The organism is Streptomyces sp. NPDC043854 (assembly GCF_056436005.1).
In genome coordinates this window covers 12,920-33,306 of sequence record NZ_JBWKDK010000004.1, presented here as the reverse complement: position 1 = coordinate 33,306, position 20,387 = coordinate 12,920, and the positions used below count along the sequence as shown (strand labels likewise).

The window sequence follows — 20,387 nt, the reverse complement described above, 5'->3', positions numbered from 1 at the left end:
TGTGTTTCACGCTTTCACGCTTCCGCTGCGGTGTCCCAGAGGGCGGCGTGGGTGAGGAGGTCCCCGCGGTATTCGATGACCGACGTCCAGTCCTCGGGCCAGGCTTCGGCGCCGAGGTGGGCGCCGGCGAAGGCGCCGGCCAGGCAGGCGATCGAGTCCGAGTCGCCCGCGGTGCAGGCGGCGCGGCGCAGGGCGGTCAGGGGCTCGTCCGGGAAGAGGAGGAAGCACTGGAGGGCCGTCGCCAGGGCTTCCTCCGCGATCCAGCCTTCGCCCGTGGTGAGGCAGGGGTCCGTTTCCGGGGAGGGGGTGCGCAGGGCTGCTGTCAGGCGGTCCAGGGCGGACAGGCATTCGTCCCAGCCGCGGGCGATGAAGGACTGCGGGGTGGCGTCCGAGGCCGTGCGCATCCAGAGGTCGCCGAGCCAGCGCTCGTGGTAGCGGGTGCGGTTGTCCAGGGCGTACGACCGGAGCAGGCCGACCAGGCCCGTGACCTCCGTTCCCTGGGCCAGCAGCCGGACCGCGCGGGCCGTCAGGTCCGAGGCAGCCAGCGCCGTGGGGTGGCCGTGGGTCAGGGCCGACTGGAGCTGGGCGGCGCCGGCGCGCTCCTCCTCCGTCCAGCCGGGGACGAGGCCGATCGGGGCCACGCGCATGTTCGCCCCGCAGCCCTTGGAGCCGATCTGGCTGGCGTCCCGCCAGTCCCGGGCCGGGTCCTTCAGGAGGCTGCACGCCCGCAGGCAGGTGTTGCCGGGGGCGCGGTTGTTCTCCGGGGACTGGTACCAGTCGACGAATTCCTCCCGCACCGGGCGGGTGAGCCGGAGCGGGGTCAGCGGGCCGCGGTCCGTGGCCGTGCGGATGCCGCGGGCGAGGGCCAGGGTCATCTGGGTGTCGTCCGTGACGATCGCCGGGCGGGGCAGGCGCATCTGCCGCCACGGGCCGGTCTTCGCCAGGATCGACGGGACGTCGTTGAACTCCGTCGGGAAGCCCAGCGCGTCCCCGAGGGCCAGACCCAGGAGGGAGCCCGTCGCTGCTCGCTTCGTCGCCGTCTTCGTCATGTCGTCGGGGTTCCTTCCGTGGGCGTGGGCGTGGGGCGGAGCAGCGGGGGGTGCAGGGCGGTGGCCGGGCCGGCCCGGTAGAGGGCGGCCGGTTTGCCGCGGCCTCCGGTGAGCCGGGCGGCTCCCGGCACGGCCTCGACGAAGCCGGGGGTGGCCAGGACCTTGCGGCGGAAGTTGGGGCGGTCGAGGGCGGTGTCCCAGACCGTCTCGTAGACGGACTGGAGCTCGCCGAGGGTGAATTCGGGCGGGCAGAAGGCGGTGGCCAGGCAGGTGTACTCCAGCTTGGCGCCGACCCGGGAGCGGGCGTCGGCGAGGATCGCCGCGTGGTCGAAGGCCAGCGGCCCGGTCTCCCCGACCGGCACCCACCGGGCGCGGTCCGCGTCGCCGCCGCCTTCCGCGGCCGGCTCCGGCAGGCCCGGGACGAGGGCGGTGAAGGCCACCGACACGACCCGCATCCGGGGGTCGCGGTCCGGTTCGCTGTACGTGCGCAGCTGCTCCAGGTGGAGGGCGGCGACCAGCGCCTCCGGCAGGCCGGTCTCCTCGGCCAGTTCGCGGCGGGCCGCCGTCTCCGCGGACTCGCGGGGCAGGAGGAAGCCGCCGGGGAGCGCCCAGGCGCCCGCGTACGGGTCCTGCCCGCGCCGGATCAGCAGGACGTGGAGGGCGCCGTCGCGGACGGTGAAGACGGCCAGGTCGACCGTCACCGCGAAGGGGGCGAAGGCATGCGGGTCGTAGTCCGGCTCCGAGTCCGCCATCGTCGTCAGCGCCTTTCCTGGAGCGGGCCGGTGAAGTGCCGGCCCCCGGCGAGGAGTTCATCGACCGCCGTGATCGCCGTTCGCAGGTCGCCCGCGCCCGTCAGCGTGCGCCGCCGGCCGACCGGCCCGGCGACGCACAGCGCCCCGAGCACCTCGGTCCACCTCACGAGAGCACCACCCCCCTCACTCTCTTAATGGTCAGTCTGACTATAAACAGCCTCGGGGGTGCCGGGCAAGCAAAAAGCCCGCAGTGCCACAGGGCACTACGGGCTCCGTTGCGGACGGGCCGGGGGGCCGGTCCTGCGGACCGGCGTACAGGCCGATGTCCTACAGGCCGACCTCGCGCATCAGCATGCCGACCTCGGTGTTGCTCAGGCGGCGCAGCCAGCCCGACTTCTGGTCGCCCAGCTCGATCGGGCCGAAGGCGGTCCGGACGAGCTTCTCGACCGGGAAGCCGGCCTCCGCCAGCATCCGGCGGACGATGTGCTTGCGGCCCTCGTGGAGGGTCACCTCGACCATGTAGTTCTTGCCGACCTGGTCGATGACGCGGAAGTGGTCGGCGCGCGCCCAGCCGTCCTCCAGCTCGATGCCGTCCTTGAGCCGCTTGCCGATGTCGCGCGGCAGCGGGCCGGTGATGGCGGCGACGTACGTCTTCTTCACGCCGTACTTCGGGTGCGTGAGGCGGTGGGCCAGCTCACCGTGGTTGGTGAGGAGGATGACGCCCTCGGTCTCCGTGTCGAGCCGGCCCACGTGGAAGAGCCGGGTCTCGCGGTTGGTGACGTAGTCGCCCAGGCACTGCCGGCCGTCCGGGTCCTCCATGGTGGAGACGACGCCGACCGGCTTGTTCAGCACGAAGAACAGGTACGACTGGGTGGCGACGGTCAGGCCGTCCACCTTGATCTCGTCCTTCGGCAGGACGCGCTTGCCCTGCTCCGTGACGATCTCGCCGTTGACCTCGACACGGGCCTGCTCGATCAGCTCCTCGCAGGCGCGCCGCGAGCCCATGCCCGCCCGGGCGAGCACCTTCTGCAGCCGCTCGCCCTCCTGCTCGGCGCCCGGGAAGGTCTTCGGGGTCCGGATCACCGGCTTGTCGGCGTACCGGTCGCGTACCCGCTCCTCGATCCGGGCCTCGAACTCGCGCGACCGGGACGGGCCGCCGTAGCCGGCCTCACCGCGCCGGGCGCCGCCGCCCTGGCCGCCGTAGCCGCCCTGGCCGCCGTAGCCGCCCTGGCCGCGCTGGCCGCCCGAGCCCGCGGGCTTCTTCGGGCTGCCCTTGGCACCGCCGCGCGCGGCCGCGCCGCGGGCGCCGCGGGTGCGCTCGCCCTCGGGGCCGACGTCGTAGCGGCGCTCCTCCGGGCGCGGACGGCGCGGACGCTGCGGCGCGCCGCCCGCCTGGTCGTCGCGCGCGTTGCCGGCGCCGCGGTAGTTGCCGCGCCCGCGTCCGTCGCCGCTCCTGCGGTTGCCTCCGCCGCCCGTGTTCCGGTTGCCGCCGTTGCCGTTGCCGCTGCTTCGCATCAAAGTTCCGTCGTCTTGTCGTCTTCTTCGGTGTCCGGTGCGTCCGGATCGAACGACGGAACACCTTCCTGCGTCTCGGCTTCGATCGCGCCCGCCTCGGGGAGGAAGGGCGCGAGCTCCGGGAGCTCGTCCAGGCCGCGCAGGCCCATCCGCTCCAGAAAGTAGTTCGTCGTCCTGTACAGGATCGCACCTGTTTCGGGTTCCGTGCCCGCCTCGGCCACCAGACCCCGCTGGAGCAGCGTCCGCATGACCCCGTCGCAGTTCACTCCGCGCACCGCGGAGACCCGCGAGCGGCTGACCGGCTGCCGGTACGCGACCACGGCCAGGGTCTCCAGGGCGGCCTGCGTCAGGCGGGCCTGCTGCCCGTCCAGGACGAACCGCTCGACGGCGGCCGCGTACCGGGGGCGGGTGTAGAACCGCCAGCCGCCGGCGACGAGCCGCAGCTCGAAGCCGCGCTGCTGGACGGTGTACTCGTCGGCGAGCTCGCGCAGGGCGTCGGCCACCTCGCGCGGGGTGCGGTCGAGGACCTTCGCCAGGTGCGCCTCGGTCGCGGGCTCGTCCACGACCATGAGGACGGCCTCGAGGGCGGGCTTCAGCGGCATCCCGGCCACACCGGCGGCGGGGTCGAAGCCCTCGTCGCTGCCGCTGCCGTCTCTGCCGTCGTCCCTGCTGTCGTCTCTGCTGTCGTGGCTCATGCGCTCATTCCGCGTACTCATTCCGTGACGTCCACGGGCCGGTCGAACTCGTCCGTCACGACGGGCATGCCGTCGCCGTCCCCGCCGGTCCAGCGGACGGTGAGGGTCCGCAGGGCCTCCTCCTGGTCGAGGACCACCGCCTTCTCGCGGTACAGCTCCAGCAGGGCGAGGAAGCGGGCGACGACGGTGAGGGTGTCATCGGTGTCCTCGGTGAGGTCCTGGAAGGTGGCCGTGCCGCGCGCCTTGAGGAGCGCGACCACCACCGCCGCCTGCTCGCGCACGCTGACGAGCGGCGCGTGGATGTGGTCCACGTAGACCTGCGGCTTGGCCTTGGGCTGCATGGCCTGCACCGCGAGGCGGGCGAACCCCTCGGTGCCGATGCCGATGACGACCTCGGGCAGGAGCTCGGCGTGGTGGGGCTCCAGGCCGACGGTGCGGGGGTAGCGCTTGCCCTCGGCCTCGTTCCGCTCCTGCAGGATCGCGGCGATCTGCTTGTACGCGCGGTACTGGAGCAGTCGCGCGAAGAGCAGGTCTCGGGCCTCGAGGAGGGCGAGGTCGGCCTCGTCCTCGACCTCGGCGGCGGGCAGCAGCCGGGCGGCCTTGAGGTCGAGCAGGGTCGCGGCGACGACCAGGAACTCGGTGGTCTGGTCGAGGTCCCAGTCCGGGCCCATGGCGCGGATGTGCGCCATGAACTCGTCGGTGACCTTGGAGAGGGCGACCTCGGTGACGTCGAGCTTGTGCCGGGAGATCAGCTGGAGCAGCAGGTCGAAGGGGCCCTCGAAGTTGTCGAGCCGCAGGGTGAACCGCCCGTCGCCGACCTGCGCCGGCGCTCCGCCCCGCCCTCCCGGTGCACTCCCCGGCACCTCTTCGGCCGGCCTGGGGTCGGCACCCGCAGGCCCGCCCGCCCTGCCGGACGCCGCCGCCACGGGAGCTCCGCCAGGTGCCGCCGGCTTCGCCGCCCCGGTCCCCTCGGGAGCTCGGGCAGGCACGGCCGTCTCGACGGGCTCCGGAAGGACCGCCACGGACGCCTCCCGCGTCCCGCGGTCCCCACGCGTGCCCTCCGGTACCGCCGCAGGCGCCTCAGGGGCCACCTGAGCGGGCTCGGGGGCGCCGCCGGTGTCCGAGGGCGCCTCGGCGGGCGCAGGCCGCTCGGCGGCCGCCTGCGGCCGCACGGGCGCGACGGGTGCGACGGGCGCGACGGGCGCGCCCGGGCCGCGGCCCAGGGTCCGGCGGGACGGGCGGCCGGGTTCGGCGGGAGAGGGCATCGCGGTCCAGGGTGGTACGGAAGGTCGGGCCGATCGGCCACCCAAGGCTCCCACGAACCGCGGCTTCCGCGTCCGCCGGACCCGCCCCGCGCCCCCGGAGCCGGCCCGCGCGCAGGGCCGCTGGCGGCGCCGCCGCCGGGCAGAGTGGTCGCCGGGCCGGGACGGGACGTGGCGTGGCGTGCGGGCCGGAAGGGGTGGCGGTGCGCCGGGCCAACAGCGCCCCCGGGGGCGGCACGGGGCCGGGCGGCGGGCCGGGAGGGGTTCAGGGGTCGGGGCGGAGGCGGGCCGGCGGGGGTCAGCGGCCGCGGAGGCGGCGGACCAGGATGCTCGCGTCGCCGCGGGATTCCAGGTCCGCCAGGACGACCGCCACCGCCTCGCGGACGATGCGGCCGCGGTCCACCGCGAGGCCGTGTTCGCCGCGGAGCACCAGGCGGGCGTGTTCCAGGTCCATCAGCTCCTCGGCGGAGACGTAGACCGTGATCTTCTCGTCGTGCCGTTCACGCCCGCTGGGCCGGCGGCTCGCCGTCCGGCCCGGGGTCTTGCCGCGCCGGGCGGGCGGGGTGGCAGAACCTTCCTGCGGCCGCCGCGGGGCTCCCACCACGGGGTCCGTGCGCTCTGTGCCGGCCGCCGCCTCCCGGCCGCGGCCCTCCCCCGACGGGGCGGGGGCCTGCCCCGAGGCCGCCGAGTGTTCCGGCGGGGCCTCCGGCGCCTCCTCGCCGCCCCGCTTCGGCGAGGACGACTGCAGCGCCGTCCCCCCGGTCGTACGGAAGAGTTCGTCGGCTCCGGGCAGACTCACTCGGCGTGACACCGGGCGAGCACCTCCCTGGCCAACTGGCGGTAGGCGGCGGCGCCGACGGAGTTCGAGGCGTACGTGGTGATCGGCTCGCCGGCGACCGTGGTCTCCGGGAAGCGCACCGTACGGCCGATGACCGTGTGGTAGACGTGGTCGTCGAAGGCCTCGACGACGCGCGCCAGTACCTCGCGGCTGTGCACCGTGCGGGAGTCGTACATCGTGGCGAGGATGCCGTCGAGCTCCAGCTCGGGGTTGAGCCGCTCCTGCACCTTCTCGATGGTCTCGGTCAGCAGGGCCACACCGCGCAGCGCGAAGAACTCGCACTCCAGCGGGACGATGACCTTGTGAGCCGCCGTCAGGGCATTGACCGTCAGGAGGCCCAGCGAGGGCTGGCAGTCGATGACGATGTAGTCGTAGTCGTTCATCAGCGGCTTCAGCGCCCGCTGGAGCGTCGACTCGCGCGCGACCTCGCTGACCAGCTGCACCTCGGCAGCGGACAGGTCGATGTTGCTCGGCAGCAGGTCCATGTTGGGGACCGCCGTCTTGAGCAGCACCTCGTCGGCCGACATGCCCCGCTCCATGAGCAGGTTGTAGACCGTCAGGTCGAGTTCCATCGGGTTCACGCCGAGGCCCACGGACAGGGCGCCCTGCGGGTCGAAGTCGACGAGCAGCACGCGGCGCCCGTACTCGGCGAGCGCGGCACCCAGGTTGATGGTGGACGTGGTCTTGCCCACGCCGCCCTTCTGGTTGCACATCGCGATGATCTTCGCGGGACCGTGGTCGGTCAGCGGACCCGGGATCGGGAAATACGGCAGCGGCCGCCCGGTCGGGCCGATCCGCTCGCGGCGCTGGCGGGCAGCGTCGGGGGCGAGTGTGGCCGCGTACTCGGGGTCGGGCTCGTACTCCGCGTCGGGGTCGTAGAAGTGCCCCTCGGGCACCTGGTCGTAGTCGGCGAAACCAATGGGCAAATCGCCGCTGTGGTCGCCGGCCGTGGAGTTCACGTCTAGGCCGTCCATGCTCTTTTGGGGCGTCGTCATGTGCTGGTGGTTTGCGAAGGTGCGGACTGCGACGGAGCCGACAGCTTCGAGCCCGGTCGGGCCCTGGCCTCGCTCAGGCGTTCCTGCTCGACCACCCCCAGGAGTAAATGTCGACTTATTCACAAGTCGTCTTACCTCCTCGGACGTGACCAGGACACTTATCGATAGGTCAGCGTGGCACCATGCCGACGGTTGGCGACTCTATGGCGTGTCACCGCTCAGCGGCAACACAATCCACTGGACCGGCAACGATGTGTCGGCATCCGAACACCACTCTGTCAAGGGTGTCCGGCCCGCCTCCGTGAAGTTTCGCAGGTGTGCGAAAGGGTTAAAGGGTTACGTTCGAGGCGAGTTAAACGGCGGACTCAGGGCTTCCGCAAACACGTCCGGCCGGACCTTGCGGGCAAGGTCCGGCCGGATACGTGAGATTGACGTCAGTCGTTGACGGGGTGGTCGGGTCAGCCGAGAAGGGCGCTGAGCTCGACGGACTCCAGGCCGTGGGCCTCGGCGACCGGGCCGTAGACGACCTTGCCGTCATGGGTGTTGAGGCCCAGCGCCAGCGCGGGGTCACGGCGCAGCGCCTCGACCCAGCCGAGGTTCGCGAGCTGCACGATGTAGGGCAGCGTGGCGTTGGTCAGCGCGTAGGTGGAGGTGTTCGGGACCGCGCCCGGCATGTTGGCGACGCAGTAGAAGACCGAGTTGTGGACCTGGAAGGTCGGCTCGGCGTGGGTGGTCGGACGGGAGTCCTCGAAGCAGCCGCCCTGGTCGATGGCAATGTCGACAAGTACACTTCCGGGCTTCATCTTGGCGACGAGCTCGTTGGTGACCAGCTTCGGGGCCTTCGCACCCGGGATCAGCACAGCGCCGATGACGAGGTCGGCCTCGACGACGGCCTTCTCCAGCTCGAAGGCGTTGGAGACGATCGTCTTGACCTTGGTGCCGAAAATCTTGTCGGCCTCGCGGAGCTTGTTGATGTCCTTGTCGAGCAGGGTCACGTGGAAGCCCATGCCGATGGCGATCTGGACCGCGTTCCAGCCGGAGACGCCGCCGCCGATGACGACGCACTCGCCGGCGTGGGTGCCGGGGACGCCGCCGGGGAGCACGCCGCGGCCGCCGGCCGAGCGCATCAGGTGGTAGGCGCCGACCTGCGGGGCCAGGCGGCCCGCGACCTCGGACATCGGGGCGAGCAGCGGGAGCGCGCGGTTGGCGAGCTCGACCGTCTCGTAGGCGATCGCGGTGGTGCCGGACTCCAGCAGGGCGTCCGTGCACTCGCGGGAGGCCGCCAGGTGCAGGTAGGTGAAGAGGGTCTGGTCCTTGCGGAGGCGGTGGTACTCCTCCGCGATGGGCTCCTTGACCTTCAGCAGCAGGTCCGCGGTCGCCCAGACCTCGTCGGCGGTGGCGAGGATCTCGGCACCGGCGGCGACGTACTCGGCGTCGGAGATCGAGGAGCCGGCGCCGGCGTTCTGCTCGATGAAGACCTGGTGGCCGTTGCGGACCAGCTCATGCACGCCGGCGGGCGTGATGGCGACCCGGAACTCGTTGTTCTTGACCTCGCGGGGGATGCCGACCTTCATCGTCGATCACGGTCCTTGGCTCAGGGGATTTTCGGGGCACTTCCATACATACCCGTCCACAAGGCGCGCAACGGGATGCACCACGAGAGGACGTGGTGGAGCCAGTCTAATGAAGGATGAGGCGCTGTCTAGCCTTGCAAACCAATAATCTCAGTCGTTACCACTGCGGATTTCGCAGGCCGCGGGGTCGTCTGCCAGCAACTTGTCGGCCGCTGAACGGTGCAGGCGGGCGGCCGCCGGATCGCCCAGCCGGTCGAGGGTGTCGGCGAGGCGCACCTGGAGCGCCGCCTGAAGGCGCAGGTCCCCGGCACGGCGTGCGAGATCGACCGCCTCGCGGCAGGTGTGCAGCGATTCCCCGGGCCGTCCGGCGTACTCCTGGATTCGCGCCATCTCGCCCAACGCCTTTGCCTGCCCCGGCACATCGGCCAGCCTCCGGTAGCCCGCGGCTGCGGCGCGCCAGCTGCGCAGGGCGTCCCCGTACCGGCCCGCGTGGGTGTGGGCGTTGCCGAGCCGCCCGTACAGCCGGGCCTCGTCGGCGCGCTCGCCCCGCGCCAGGGCCTGGGACAGGGCCCGGCCGAACCAGTCGGCCGCCCGGTGCCAGTCGGTGAGCTCCTGGTAGGCGCCTCCCACGGATTCCATCGCCCGGCCGGTCGCGTACGGGTCGTTCGCCGCCCGCCCGGCGTCCAGCGCTGCCCGGTAGCGCTCGAGGGCCTCCCGGGTCCGCCCGGTCTCGGCGTCCAGGTCGGCCAGGTTCAGCAGGGCCGCGGCCTGCTCGCGGTGCAGGCTGCGGCGCTCGGCCACGTCCAGGACCAGCCGGTGCAGCCCGTACAGCTCGGGCGCGGCCGCCGCGGTGCCGCGGTGCTCGGCGAGGGCCCGGACGAGCGCGGCGACGAGCCGGCGGGCCAGGGTGTCCAGCCCGCCGTCGGCCACGGCCAGCTGGGCGGCCGCGGACAGGGCGGGCAGCCGGCTGTCGAGCCAGGTGGCGGCGGACCGCCGGTCGGGGAAGCGGAGCGCGCGCGGCAGCCCCTCCAGCAGCTCCCCTGCGTCCTCCCCCTCCGCGGCGGCCATGACCTCACAGGAGTGCAGCAGGCGCACGGTGCGCTCCAGCATCCGGGCCCGGGCGAGCTGGACCTCGGCGGGCCGCTCCCGGGTCTCCAGCAGCGGGCGGATCAGCGGGACGAGGCAGCCGGGCAGCAGGAACAGGCCGTCGGAGCCGTGCCGTACGAGGCCCAGTCCGGCGAAGTCCTCCAGGATGGCCTGGGCGGCGGCCACGGAGCAGCCGGCGAGGGCGGAGGCGGTGTTCGAGTCGACGATGCCGGCGGGCGCGAGCGGCAGCAGCCGCAGGGTCCGCTGGGCGGGCTGCGGCAGGGACTCGTAGACGAGCCGGAAGCCGCGGCCGAGCGGGCCCTCCCCGTCGGACGGCATGTCGTGCAGCTGCTTGGCGGTGTCGGAGATGGAGGCCTTGGGGTGCGCGGCGAGCCATCCGCCGACGAGGGCGAGCACGGCCGGCTGTCTGTTGCACACCTCGGCGAGCTTGTCGGCGGCGCGCGGGTCGACGGCGATCCGGGTGTTCCCGATGCGCTGGGCGAGCATCGCGACGGCGGAGGCGGTGTCCAGGCCGCCGAGGGTGCAGGGGCGGACGTCCGGGATCCCGGTGAGGGGTCCTTCGGCGGTCAGGACGACCAGGCAGTCCGGATTGTCCGGCAGCAGGGCGTCGACCTGGTAGGGGTCGGAGGCGTCGTCGACGAGGAGGACGGCCCGCCGCCCGGCCAGGGCGGTGCGCAGGGCGGAGCTGAGCTCGTCCTCGGCCGCGCCGGGCGGGGTGGGCTCACCGAGCCCCTCCAGGAGGGTGCGCAGCGCGCGTTCGGTGGCGATGGGCCGCCCGCCGGGCGAGGTCAGCCGGACCCGGAGCAGGCCGTCGGGGTAGTCGGCGGCGATCTCGCGGACGAAGGCCTCGGCGAGTGCGGTGCGGCCGGAGCCGGGGCGCCCGGCGATCAGCAGCAGCCGCGCCCGGGGGGCCTTGGCCTTGCGGCCGGAGAGGGTGTCGAGCCCCGTGCGCGCGATGTCCTCGCGCAGCTCCTTCAGCTCACGCTGCCGCCCGACGAAATCCGCCACGGATCCGCTCCTCTCCCTGCCTTCGGGGTGCGAGCGTAGTTCACGCTGAGCGACGACCCGTGGGGAGCGCGGCGGGCACATCGCCCGACCGGATCAGCCGATGGTCACACCACCCTCCGTCCGGCCCATCCGGCCATCCCGCCATCCGGCCCATCCGCCCCGCCCGGCCCGCCCGGAGCGACGTGCCGCCGCGGCTCAGGCCTCGTACGGGCGGGCCGGCCAGGGAGCCTGCGGGTCGCGCAGGGAGTCCAGGCCGCCCTCCGCGGCCAGGGCGGCCTGGAGCGCCAGTACGCCGTTCACCAGGCCCGGGTTGCCCAGCTCGCCCGCCAGGACGCCCCGGACCAGGTCGGCGAGCGGGACGCGGGACAGCTCCATGTCCGCCTCCTCCTCCGACACCTCGAAGCGCTCGCCCTCGGCATCGGCGAGGTCGCGGGCGAGGAAGACCCGCACCGCCTCGTCCGACCCGCCGGGCGAGGAGAAGAAGTCCACCAGGACCCGCCACTCCCCCGCCGTGACGTGCGCCTCCTCGTACAGCTCGCGCTGCGCCGCGTGCAGCGGGTTCTCGCCGGGCACGTCGAGCAGGCCCGCGGGCAGCTCCCACAGCTTCCACCGCACCGGGTGCCGGTACTGCTTGAGGACCAGGACCCGCCCCTCCTCGTCGAGGGCGAGGACGCACACCGAGCCCGGGTGCGCCTGGTAGTCGCGGGTGGCCACGGAGCCGTCGGGCATCCGGACCTCGTCCGTCACCACCGCCGTCTTGCGGCCCTCGAACGGCCGGCGGCTCGACAGCGTCTCCCACGACTCGGCCGTGTCCTTGATGTTCATTCCCCGAAACCCTCCACACGCGAAAACGGCCGGGGTGCGGATGCCCGTACCCCGGCCGCCTACGTTATGCGGTCGTCACTTCGCCGACTGGCGGCGCTCCACCGCGGCCTTCACCAGGCCGGCGAAGAGCGGGTGCGGCCGCGTCGGGCGCGAGCGCAGCTCCGGGTGGGCCTGCGTGGCCACCAGGTAGGGGTGCACCTCGCGCGGGTACTCGACGTACTCGACGAGCTTGTTGTCCGGGGAGGTGCCGGAGAAGACGACGCCCGCCTTCTTCTCCAGCTCGCCGCGGTAGGCGTTGTTGACCTCGTAGCGGTGGCGGTGGCGCTCGTCCACGTAGGCCTGGTCGCCGTAGACCTCGCGGACGATCGAGCCCTCGGCCAGCTTGGCCGGGTACATGCCCAGGCGCATGGTGCCGCCGAGGTCGCCGGCGCCCTCGACGAAGGCGAGCTGCTCCTCCATGGTCGAGATGACCGGGTGCGGGGTGGAGGAGTCGAACTCGGTGGAGTTGGCCTCGGGGATGCCGGCCAGGTTGCGGGCGGCCTCGATGACCACGCACTGCAGGCCCAGGCACAGGCCGAGCAGCGGGATCTTGTTCTCGCGGGCGTAGGTGATCGCGCCGACCTTGCCGTCGACACCGCGGTCGCCGAAGCCGCCGGGGACGCAGATCGCGTCGACGTCGGCCAGCTGGGCGGCGGCGCCGGTCGGCGTCTTGCAGTCGTCGGAGGTGACCCACTTGATCTGGACGCGGGCGCGGTTGGCGAAACCGCCGGCGCGCAGCGCCTCGGTCACCGACAGGTAGGCGTCGGGCAGGTCGATGTACTTGCCGACGAGCGCGACCTTGACCTCGTGGTCGGGGTTGTGGACGCGGTCGAGGAGGTCCTCCCAGACCGTCCAGTCGACGTCGCGGAACGGCAGGTCGAGCTTGCGCACGACGTACGCGTCGAGGCCCTCGGTGTGCAGCACCTTCGGGATGTCGTAGATCGACTTGGCGTCGATGGCCGCGACGACGGCCGCCTCGTCCACGTCGCACATCAGGGAAATCTTGCGCTTGATGGAGGTGGGGACGTCGCGGTCGGCGCGCAGCACGATCGCGTCGGGCTGGATGCCGATGTTGCGCAGGGCGGCGACCGAGTGCTGGGTCGGCTTGGTCTTCAGCTCGCCGGAGGGGCCGATGTAGGGCAGCAGCGAGATGTGCACGACGAAGACGTTGTCGCGGCCGACCTCGTGGCGGACCTGGCGGACGGTCTCCAGGAACGGCAGGGACTCGATGTCGCCGACGGTGCCGCCGACCTCGGTGATGACGACGTCGACGTCCTCGGTCGCCATGCGGCGGATGCGGTGCTTGATCTCGTTGGTGATGTGCGGGATGACCTGCACCGTGTCGCCGAGGTACTCGCCGCGCCGCTCCTTGGCGATGACGGTGGAGTAGACCTGGCCGGTGGTGACGTTGGCCGAGCCGTCGAGGTCGACGTCGAGGAAGCGCTCGTAGTGGCCGATGTCCAGGTCCGTCTCGGCGCCGTCGTTGGTGACGAACACCTCGCCGTGCTGGAACGGGTTCATGGTGCCCGGGTCGACGTTCAGGTACGGGTCGAGCTTCTGCATGGTGACCCGCAGACCCCGCGCCTTGAGGAGCGCGCCCAGGCTGGAGGCGGTCAGGCCCTTGCCGAGGGAAGAGGCGACACCCCCGGTGACGAAGATGTGCTTGGTCGTCGTGGCTGTGCTGTTTCGAAAAGCAGCGGGCGGCATCGCCAAGAGGGGGCTCCCGTGGTCGCGAAGTGAGGTGCGTCCGGCGCCGGCCACCGTTGAACCGGAAGGTCTCAGGGGGCGCCGAAGCTGCGGTTTCGGGGTGCCTGATGCACACAGGCAGATCACCGATCCACGGGGTACCAGCCTATCAGCGCCCGGGGCGCTCCGCCTCCGGCCACGCGCCGCGACGGGCCGCCCGACCGCCCGCTACCGCATGGCGTACCGCCGATCGGGCGACATCCGCCCTGGTCACCCGTTTGGACGAGCGGCACTGTCCCCGGACTTCAGGAGATCACTAGGGTGCCGTCATATCCTGCTCGGATATCGCTGCACATCGCCGCCGAGCAGTCCGGCAGACGGCGTAACCCGGCCGCATCCGGAATCATGAGCTCAGTGCGGGGATCCACACACGGAAGACCGCGCAACCGCGCAATGCAAGCGCCCTTCGGGGCGGACGTGGCCGTTTCGACTGGAGAAGCAACGTGTCCGGGCGCATCGAGGATTACGCACTGATCGGAGACACGCAGACCGCCGCACTGGTCTGCCGGGACGGGTCGGTGGACTGGCTGTGCCTGCCACGGTTCGACTCACACGCCGTCTTCGCGAGCCTTCTCGGCACGGAGGACCACGGGTTCTGGCGGATCGGTCCGGCAGGCTCCGGGGCTCCGTACGCCGACCGCCGCCGCTACCAGGGCGACTCGCTGGTCCTGGAATCGGAGTGGGACACCCCGCGCGGCACCGTCCGCGTGATCGACTTCATGCCGCCGCGCGAGGACCACGCCCCGCAGCTGATCCGCATCGTCGAGGGCGTCAGCGGGCGGGTGCAGATGCGCTCGGCGCTGCGGATGCGGTTCAGCTACGGGCGGGTCGTGCCCTGGGTGCACAAGGTGGACGCGCGGACCGTCGCCGTCGCCGGCCCCGACTCGGTCTGGCTGGACACCGACGCGCAGACGTACGGCGAGGACCTGACGACGTACTCCGACTTCACCGTCGGCCCCGGCGACCGGGTGGCCTTCTGCATCAGCTGGCAGGCCTCGCACCGCGGCGCGCCGGAGATCCCCGACGCCGCGGCGGCGCTGACGGCCACCACCGCGTTCTGGCGGGAGTGGGTCGACCACTGCACCTACCACGGCCCCTACCGGGAAGCCGTGATCCGCTCCCTGATCACCCTCAAGGCGCTGACGTACGGGCCCACCGGCGGCATCGTCGCCGCGCCCACCACCTCCCTGCCCGAGGAGATCGGCGGCGTCCGGAACTGGGACTACCGCTACACCTGGCTCCGGGACGCGGCGATCACCCTCTCCTCGCTGCTGCGCACCGGCTACCGCGAGGAGGCCCAGGCCTGGCGCGAGTGGCTGCTGCGCGCCGTGGCCGGGGACCCGGAGAACCTCCAGATCATGTACGGGATCGCGGGCGAGCGGGAGCTCGGCGAGACCGAGCTGGACTGGCTGCCGGGCTACGAGGACTCCCGCCCGGTCCGGGTCGGCAACGGGGCCGCCAACCAGCTCCAGCTGGACGTGTACGGCGAGGTCACCGAGGCCCTGCACCTCGGCCACATGACGGGCCTGGCCCGCAACGACTACGCCTCGGTGCTCCAGCTGAAGCTGATCCGCTACCTGGAGGCGCACTGGGACCAGCCCGACGAGGGCATCTGGGAGGTGCGCGGCCCGCGCAGGCACTTCGTGCACTCGAAGGTGATGGCCTGGGTGGCAGTGGACCGGACGATCAAGCTGGTCGAGAGCGGTGACGCGGACGGCCCGCTGGACCGGTGGCGCGAACTGCGCGACGAGATCCACCAGGACGTGTGCGAGAAGGGCTACGACAAGGAGCGCAACACCTTCACGCAGTCGTACGGGTCGAGGGAGCTGGACGCCTCCCTGCTGCTGATCCCGCAGATGGGCTTCCTCCCGCCGGACGACAAGCGGGTCATCGGCACCATCGAGGCGATCCAGCGCGAGCTGTCCACGCCCGACGGGTTCATCCTGCGCTACCCCACGGCCGGCGAGGAGGCCGGTGTGGACGGCTTGGAGGGCGACGAGGGGGCCTTCCTGGCCTGCTCGTTCTGGATGGCCGACGACCTGGCGATGATCGGCCGGGTCGACGAGGCCCGCCACCTCTTCGAGAAGCTGCTGGCCCTGCGCAACGACCTGGGTCTGCTGGCGGAGGAGTGGGACCCGCGGCTCCGGCGGCAGGTCGGCAACTTCCCGCAGGCGTTCAGCCACGTTCCCCTGATCGACACGGCCCTGCGCCTGACGGCGAGCGGCGCGTACGGCGGCTGACCCGCCGGAGCGGCGGACCCCGCCTCACTGGGCCCTCTCGCGGGCGGCCCCCTCGCGGGCCCACCTCGCGGGCCCACCTCGCGGGAGGTGGGGTCCCGTCAGCCCGCCTACGCTGGAAAGGTCCTTTGCCCTCCCGGCGGAAAGGGGCGGCCATGGCTCCCCTGTCGAAGGCGGGCACGGCGCTTGCCGCGCTCCGCGAGGATCTGGCCGGCGACGTGTTCGCGCCCGGCGACGCGGGCTACGACGACGCGCGGCGCGTCTTCAACGCGATGATCGACCGCAGGCCGGCGGTCATCGCCCGGTGCGAGAGCGTCGCGGACGTGGTCACGGCCGTCCGCTTCGCCCGGGACCTGGACCTGCACGTCGGGGTGCGCGGCGGCGGCCACAGCGTCGCCGGGATGGCCCTCAACGACGGCGGGGTGGTCGTGGACCTGCGCCGGATGCACGCGGTGACCGTCCACCCGGCGGCCCAGGCGGTCCGCGCGGAGGGCGGGGCCACCATGAGCCACCTGGACCGGGCCTGCCAGCCGCACGGCCTGGCCACGACGGGCTGCCGCGCCTCCACCACGGGCCTCGGCGGCTACGTGCTGGGCGGCGGCAGCGGCTGGCTGGACCGCACGTTCGGGCTGGCCGTCGACAACCTGCTGGGCGTGGAGCTGGTGACCGCGGACGGCATGGTGGTCGAGGCCACGGCCGAGGAGAACCCGGAGCTGTTCTGGGCACTGCACGGCGGCGGCGGGAACTTCGGCATCGCCACCTCGCTGACCCTGCGGCTGCACGAGCTGCCGGCGTTCTCCTTCGCCCTGCTGCTGGCCCTGCCGGAGCACGGGCCGGCCCTGACCCGTGCCTTCCGGGAGGTCATCGAGAACGGCCCCGACGACGTGGGCGGGGGCATCCTCTACCTGACCGGTTCGCCGGACGACTTCATGCCGCCGCACCTGGTCGGCACGCTGCTGGCCGCCGCGGTGGTGACGTACGCGGGCCCCGAGGAGGGGGTCCGCAAGCTCGCGGCGCCGCTGCTGGCGGTCCCGCACGAGGTGGAGATCGTCACGGCGGCGCCGTACGCGGACTTCCAGTGCCTGCTCGACGGCCCGCCCGGCATGCGCAACCACTGCTCGGCCGAGTACCTGACCGGCATCCCGGACGAGATGCTCGACGTGTTCTGCGCCCGCGCGTACGCCATGCCCGTGCCGTCCGGCTGCCGACAGGTGCTGTTCCCGCAGGGCGGCGCGATCGCCGCCGGCCCGCCCCGGTGGCCGGTGCCGTACCGGGACGCGCCGTGGATGGTGCACCCGTTCGGGAGCTGGGAGGACCCGGCGGACGACGAGCGCGCCGTCAAGTGGGTGCAGGACGTACGGGCCGACGCCCGGCCGTGGAGCACGGGCGCGGTGTGCCTGAACTTCACCGGCGACGAGGGCCCGGAGCGGGTCGTGGCCGGCCTCGGCGCGGAGAACCTGCGCCGGCTGTCGGAGGTGAAACGGCAGTACGACCCGGACAACGTCTTCCGCTTCAACCACAACATCAAACCGCTGTAGCCGGTCCCGGGCGGGCTGCCGGGCGGGCCGCGGGACGGCCGCGACTCGTCAGCGGCCGGAGGTGTTCCCGGCCCACACCGGGCGGTAGCGTCCGGCGCATGGACAACCAGGGTGGCGGGATCACCGTTCAGCGGGCACTGGAGCTGCCCGGGCTGCGCAGCGGGCTGCCGGAGGTGGTCGCCTGCGCCGACCGTCTGGGCCGGACCGTGCGCTGGGTGCACGCGGGCGAGGTACCGAACATCGCATCCCTGCTCAAGGGCGGAGAGCTGCTGCTCACCACCGGCCTCGGACTCGGCGCCCGCCCGGCCGAGCAGCGGGCCTTCGTGCGGCGGCTGGCCGACCGGGGCATCGCCGCGCTGGTGGTGGAACTCGGACCGCGCTTCACCCGCCTCCCGGCGACCATCGTGGACACGGCACGGGCGGCCGGGCTGCCGCTCGTCCAACTCCACCGCGAGGTCCCCTTCGTGGCCGTGACGGAGGAGGTCCACACCGAGATCGTCAACGGCCACTACGCGCTGCTCCAGCGCGCCGAGGAAGTACACCGCCGGTGCACCGAGGCCCTGCTGAGCGGCGGCGGCATCCCCCAGGTGCTGCACATCCTGGCCGATTTCACCGCCAACCCCGTGTTCCTCGAGACCCCCGACGGCCAACTGCTCTACGGGGCCGGCCCGGTGGCCGGGGACGCGGCCGCCGATCCGCTCCAGGTCTGGGAAGGACTGCGCGGCCAGCGCGAGGCCGGGCCGTCGGGCCACACCGTCGTCGTCGACGTGCCCGGCGGCGGCCACGGCACCGGCTCGGTCCGGGCCAGGCTCGTGCTCCTCGGGGTGTCCGCACCGCTGATGCCCGTACACCGCATGGCGGCCGAACGGACCGCCGGAGTGCTCGCCGTCGTCCTGATGCAGGCCCGGCAGGAGGAGGAACTCGCCGCCCGCGGCCGCGGCGACTTCCTCACCGACCTGGCCGAAGGGCGGATCTCCGCCGAGGACGCCCCGGCGCAGGCCCGGGTCCTGGGCTTCCGGCCCGGAGCCGGACCGCTGCTGCCCGTCGTGATGCGGCTGTCGGCGGACCTCGGCCCGGCGGGGAACTGGGCCCTGCTCGCGCGTGCCGTCCTGGAGGAGCTGTCCGCGGTCGGCGTGCCGGTGCTGCTCGGGGTGCGGCCGGTCGAGGGCCGGGTGCCGCTGCTGGTGTCCCTGCGGGCGGAGTCCGAGCGGACCGCCGTCGCGGACCGGGTCGCGGCCGCGCTGCGGGCCGGCGTGGAACGGGCCGGCCTGGACCGGGCCGCGGCCCCGCCCGCGGTCGTGGTCGGCGTCGCGGGCGGCTGGGCCGCCGTCTCCGCCGGGCTCCGGCATGCGGCCGAGACCGCCACCGCCGCCCACGGGCTACCCGCCCGGCCCTGGTACGACGCCCGGCGCCTCGACATCGACCTGCTGCTGTGGCGGCTGCGGGAGCACCCCGACCTGGCGGCCTTCGTGGACCGGGCGATCGGGGCCCTGCGGGCACACGACGCCACGTCCCGGCCGCCGCTGCTGCCCACGCTGGAGACGTACCTGGCGCATGCGGGGCGGAAGGCGGAGACGGCGCGGGAGCTGCACCTGAACCGGCAGACGCTGTACAACAGGCTGGCGCGTATCTCCGAGCTCCTCGGGACGGATCTCGACGACCCGGAGACGGTCCTCTCCCTCAGCCTGGCCCTGCGCGCCCGCCGCCACGTCCCTTCTTGACGCGCCGCTCGCCCCGCTCGGCTCGCGGGTGGCGGCGGGTGCGGCTCCGGCCCTGCGGGCGGCCCTTCAAAATCCAGCCTCGCCTGCGTTCGAGGCGCTCGGCGTGCCCCAGCGGCAGCCTGCGATCGGCGGCGGGCGGGGCGGTCGGTCGGGGTCAGCGGCGGCGGTCCATCAGTTCGTCGTAGACGGACAGGACCTGGGCCACCGTGTCGTCCTCCGACGGCCAGGTCGCCGCCTGGGCGCGCCCCGCTTCCGCGAGGGCGGAGCGGCGGGCCGGGTCCGAGAGGAGGGCGGAGACCGCCGCCGCCAGGACGGGGGCGTCCCCGTAGGGGACCAGCACCCCCGCGTCCCCGACCAGCTCCGGCACGCCCCCGACCGCGGTCGCGACCAACGGCACGCCGAGCCTCAACGCCTCCTGCGCGAGCGGCGAGCGCGCCTCCCACCGGCTGGGCAGCACCGCCACATCGGCCGCGGCCAGCAGCTGCACCGCGTCCCGGCGCCGCCCCAGCAGCCGCACCGGGAGCCCCTCGGCCTCGATGCGCCGGGACAGCTCGGCCCGCTGCGGCCCCTCCCCCGCGATCACCACCAGCGGTACCGGCTCCGCCGCCCGCCAGGCGCGTGCCGCGTCCAGCAGGACGGCGTAGCCGCGGTGCGGGACGAGGCTCCCGATGGCGATCACCAGCGGCCGTCCGATCGCGCCGAGCTCGGCCCGTGCCTTGCCCGGGTCGGTGCCCTGGGCGGTGCCGCCGCCGGGTGCCGTCGGGGCGGCGGGCCGGGCGAGCCGGGCGTCCCGGGCGCCACGGGCCCGCGCCTGGTCCACCTGGTCGGAGGAGGCCCCCAGCACGACGGCCGCGGCGCGTGCCACCTGCCGTTCCACGACCCGGCAGAGCCGTCCCAGCGGCCCTCCGGCGGCCGGTTCGCCGCCCTGCCAGGTCACCACCAGCGGCACGCGGCGCCCGCGCAGCGCCAGCAGGGCCCGTACGGCCGCCCGTACGCCGTGTGCGTGCACCACGTCCGCCCCGGCGCAGGCGGCCCGCAGCGCGCTCACCGCGTCGGGCGCGAACTGTGCCCCGGCGCCGGTGAAGTCGTACTCCCCTTCCGCCTCCACGGGGGCACACACCGTGACCCGTACCCCGCGCGCGGCGAGCCCGGTCGCGAGGGACCGCACGTGCGCGCTGCTGTCCGCGCCGGCACCGCCGAGCACCTGGACGGTGCGCAGGGGCGGCCGGCCGTACGGCTGTGCGGGGGCCGGAAACGGGACCGGGGAGCTGCTCACGGGCGGAAGCTCCTGGATGAGGGGGCAGAGACGCCGCCCAGGATGCCAGCCCGCACGCGCGTTCCGGGACCATACGGGTGCGGATCCCGCACGAGATACCGTCACACGCCCCCGAGGCTCACCCACACGGCGTAGCGCCTCGTCATCCCGGCGCCACCTTCGCGCCACCCCACGCCTCCCCACTCGCCACCCCTCGCCTCCGTACGCCGC

General features: G+C 73.4%; 16 protein-coding genes. 3 read left to right on the top strand and 13 right to left on the bottom strand.

The window, feature by feature from the left end:
• Positions 1 to 14: 14 nt before the first annotated feature.
• From AC068A_RS05175 to AC068A_RS05120, 12 genes are all read right to left on the bottom strand, one after another.
• Positions 15 to 1,049, bottom strand: coding sequence for an ADP-ribosylglycohydrolase family protein (locus AC068A_RS05175; protein ID WP_478580940.1), 1,035 nt, complete (start codon positions 1,047 to 1,049; stop codon positions 15 to 17).
• Complete coding sequence (locus AC068A_RS05170; RefSeq protein ID WP_478580938.1) at positions 1,046 to 1,801, bottom strand: NUDIX hydrolase; 756 nt, start codon at positions 1,799 to 1,801, stop codon at positions 1,046 to 1,048. The genes AC068A_RS05175 and AC068A_RS05170 overlap by 4 nt, the downstream gene beginning before the upstream one ends.
• Before the next feature lie 5 nt (positions 1,802 to 1,806).
• Entirely contained in the window at positions 1,807 to 1,968 is a 162-nt protein-coding gene (locus AC068A_RS05165) for a hypothetical protein (protein WP_478580935.1), read from the bottom strand.
• Between the two features lie 160 nt (positions 1,969 to 2,128).
• Complete coding sequence (locus tag AC068A_RS05160; protein WP_478580932.1) at positions 2,129 to 3,316, bottom strand: pseudouridine synthase; 1,188 nt, start codon at positions 3,314 to 3,316, stop codon at positions 2,129 to 2,131.
• Positions 3,316 to 3,918, bottom strand: a complete 603-nt coding sequence (gene scpB, locus AC068A_RS05155; RefSeq protein WP_478581475.1) for an SMC-Scp complex subunit ScpB — start codon at positions 3,916 to 3,918, stop codon at positions 3,316 to 3,318. The genes AC068A_RS05160 and scpB overlap by 1 nt, the downstream gene beginning before the upstream one ends.
• Before the next feature lie 110 nt (positions 3,919 to 4,028).
• Positions 4,029 to 5,276: a segregation and condensation protein A gene (locus AC068A_RS05150; RefSeq protein ID WP_478580930.1), complete on the bottom strand. Its 1,248-nt coding sequence runs from the start codon at positions 5,274 to 5,276 to the stop codon at positions 4,029 to 4,031.
• A 295-nt stretch (positions 5,277 to 5,571) separates the two neighbouring features.
• Positions 5,572 to 6,084, bottom strand: a complete 513-nt coding sequence (locus AC068A_RS05145; RefSeq protein WP_478580928.1) for a hypothetical protein — start codon at positions 6,082 to 6,084, stop codon at positions 5,572 to 5,574.
• Positions 6,069 to 7,229, bottom strand: coding sequence for a ParA family protein (locus tag AC068A_RS05140; protein ID WP_478580925.1), 1,161 nt, complete (start codon positions 7,227 to 7,229; stop codon positions 6,069 to 6,071). The genes AC068A_RS05145 and AC068A_RS05140 overlap by 16 nt, the downstream gene beginning before the upstream one ends.
• A gap of 335 nt (positions 7,230 to 7,564) precedes the next feature.
• Positions 7,565 to 8,680, bottom strand: a complete 1,116-nt coding sequence (gene ald / locus AC068A_RS05135; RefSeq protein ID WP_478580923.1) for an alanine dehydrogenase — start codon at positions 8,678 to 8,680, stop codon at positions 7,565 to 7,567.
• Positions 8,681 to 8,830: 150 nt separating this feature from the next.
• Complete coding sequence (locus AC068A_RS05130; protein ID WP_478580920.1) at positions 8,831 to 10,876, bottom strand: tetratricopeptide repeat protein; 2,046 nt, start codon at positions 10,874 to 10,876, stop codon at positions 8,831 to 8,833.
• A gap of 114 nt (positions 10,877 to 10,990) precedes the next feature.
• On the bottom strand, positions 10,991 to 11,620 hold the full coding sequence (locus AC068A_RS05125) for an NUDIX domain-containing protein (RefSeq protein ID WP_478580917.1): 630 nt from the start codon (positions 11,618 to 11,620) through the stop codon (positions 10,991 to 10,993).
• Positions 11,621 to 11,695: 75 nt separating this feature from the next.
• Complete coding sequence (locus tag AC068A_RS05120) at positions 11,696 to 13,366, bottom strand: CTP synthase (RefSeq protein ID WP_478581473.1); 1,671 nt, start codon at positions 13,364 to 13,366, stop codon at positions 11,696 to 11,698.
• A 482-nt stretch (positions 13,367 to 13,848) separates the two neighbouring features.
• Here AC068A_RS05120 and AC068A_RS05115 point away from each other — a divergent pair, with 482 nt between their 5' ends.
• The 3 genes from AC068A_RS05115 to AC068A_RS05105 all read left to right on the top strand — a co-directional run bounded on the left by AC068A_RS05115 (position 13,849) and on the right by AC068A_RS05105 (position 18,901).
• Positions 13,849 to 15,645, top strand: coding sequence for a glycoside hydrolase family 15 protein (locus AC068A_RS05115; RefSeq protein ID WP_478580915.1), 1,797 nt, complete (start codon positions 13,849 to 13,851; stop codon positions 15,643 to 15,645).
• Between the two features lie 152 nt (positions 15,646 to 15,797).
• On the top strand, positions 15,798 to 17,180 hold the full coding sequence (locus AC068A_RS05110) for an FAD-binding oxidoreductase (RefSeq protein WP_478580913.1): 1,383 nt from the start codon (positions 15,798 to 15,800) through the stop codon (positions 17,178 to 17,180).
• 98 nt (positions 17,181 to 17,278) lie between these two features.
• The gene (locus AC068A_RS05105; protein ID WP_478580910.1) at positions 17,279 to 18,901 is read left to right on the top strand and encodes a PucR family transcriptional regulator; all 1,623 of its coding nucleotides are present in this window, start codon (positions 17,279 to 17,281) and stop codon (positions 18,899 to 18,901) included.
• 154 nt (positions 18,902 to 19,055) lie between these two features.
• Here AC068A_RS05105 and AC068A_RS05100 read toward each other — a convergent pair whose 3' ends face one another.
• A complete protein-coding gene (locus tag AC068A_RS05100; protein WP_478580907.1) occupies positions 19,056 to 20,177 on the bottom strand; it encodes a glycosyltransferase family 4 protein in 1,122 nt (373 codons plus the stop codon).
• Positions 20,178 to 20,387 lie beyond the last annotated feature (210 nt).